This is a genomic window from Thiomonas sp. 13-64-67 (assembly GCF_002282795.1).
Classification (GTDB): domain Bacteria; phylum Pseudomonadota; class Gammaproteobacteria; order Burkholderiales; family Burkholderiaceae_C; genus Thiomonas; species Thiomonas arsenitoxydans.
In genome coordinates this window covers 1-1,899 of record NZ_NCKP01000130.1, presented here as the reverse complement: position 1 = coordinate 1,899, position 1,899 = coordinate 1, and the positions used below count along the sequence as shown (strand labels likewise).

The 1,899-nt window shown below is 65.1% G+C and carries 1 protein-coding gene; it reads right to left on the bottom strand.

Annotation, left to right across the window (positions count from 1 at the left end; genetic code table 11):
• Positions 1-1,899, bottom strand: a 1,899-nt coding sequence (mgtA, locus tag B7X30_RS15550; RefSeq protein ID WP_286731859.1) for a magnesium-translocating P-type ATPase, incomplete at both ends; no start/stop codon positions are given.

Genomic DNA, 1,899 nt, shown 5'->3' with positions numbered 1-1,899 from the left:
TTGCCGAAGGTGCGACGACCTTCGAGAATGCCGGCATGCAAGACGCCGAGGTCGTTTTCCAGCAGGATCATGGCAGCGGCCTGCTTGGCCACGTCTACCGCACTGTCCACCGAGATCCCGATATCGGCCGTATGCAGCGAGGGCGCATCGTTGATGCCATCGCCCAAATAGCCGACGACGTGGCCGCGCGCCTTCAATGCCAGCAGGATGCGGTTTTTCTGCGCCGGATTGGCGCGGCAGAAGAGATTGACGTCGGCCACACGCGCGCGCAGCGCGTCGTCATTCATGGCCGCGATCTCCTTGCCGGTCAGCACGCCGTGGATCGGCACGCCCAATTGCATACAGATATGGCGCGTGACCCGTTCGTTGTCGCCGGTGACGATTTTCACGGCGACGCCGCTGGCCGCCATCGCGGCCAGCGCCTCCCCGGCGCTCGCCTTTGGCGGATCGAGAAACGCCGCAAAACCTGCGAAGATGAGCGCCGACTCGTCCGTGACCACCGCATGCGGATGGTCAGGCGGCATGTCGCGCCAGGCGATGGCCAGCACGCGCAATCCCTCCTCGCCCAGGCTGTCGAAAAGCGCGGTGATGCACGCGCGGGCTGCTCCGTCAAGCGGCGCTGCAGAGCCGTCTTCCTGCTCATATCGGGTGCACAGGCCGAGAATGTCTTCCGGCGCGCCTTTCACCACCAGAAGACGTCTGCCCTGTCTTTCCACCAGGACGGAAACGCGCCGCCGTTCGAAATCGAACGGCACTTCGTCGAGCTTGTTCCAGCCGGAGGCGTCGATCTCGTCGTGCTGCAGGATGGCGTCGTCGAGCGGGCTTTTCAGGCCGCTCTCGAAATGGCTGTTGAGATAGGCCAGTTCCAGCACGTGCGCGCTGTCGCGGCTCTGCGCATCGATGTGGCGCTCCAGGCGGATTTTCGCCTCGGTCAGGGTGCCGGTCTTGTCGGTGCACAGCACGTCCATCGACCCCATGTCCTGAATAGCCGACAGGCGCTTGACGATCACCTTCTTGTCCGCCATGCGCAAAGCACCGCGCGCCAGCGTCACCGACACGATCATGGGCAGGAGTTCGGGGGTGAGTCCCACCGCCAGGGCCACGGCGAACAGGAAGGATTCCAGCAGCGGACGATGCAGGGCGATGTTGACCAGCAGCACGAACAACACCATTCCAAAGGTCAGGCGCATGATCAGCAGGCCGAACTGGCGCGTGCCCCGCTCGAACGCGGTTGCCGGCGGCTGTTTTTCCAGGGACGTGGCAATCTGTCCCAGTGCGGTCAGCGGCCCGGTGCGCAGGATGAGCACGTGCGCCGAGCCGCTCACCACGGAACTGCCCATGAACGCGGCGTTGGGCGCATCGGCGTCCCAGGTGTGTGCTTCGAGAGTCGGGCCCAGGCGCTTTTCCACCGGATAGGGCTCGCCGGTGAGTTGGGCCTGGTTGACGAAGAAGTCATCGGCCTCCAGCGCCATGCCGTCCGCCGGCACCAGTCTGCCCGCAGAAAGAAGGACGACATCTCCGGGAACCAGCCGGCTCAGCGCAACCTCGCACGGCGTGCCGTCACGCAGCACGGTGGCGACGACCTCGACCTGTGCGGCGAGACGCTGCGCCGCCTGTCCGGCGCGATGTTCCTGGAAAAAATCGAGCGTCACGCTCGCCAGCACGATGAGTCCGATGACACAGGCCCCGGTGGCATCGCCGGTCACCGCGGAAATGCCGCTGGCCGCCAGCAGAATCAGGACGAGCGGGTTGCGCAAACGCGCCAGGAATTCCAGAATGACCAGGCGCTGCCGCTTCGGCCGGATCTGGTTCGGCCCGAACTGATTGAGCCGGGCGGCCGCCTCAGCGCTGCTCAATCCCTGGCCCAAGGAGGCTTGATCGGTCGAGGTCATGTCGAAT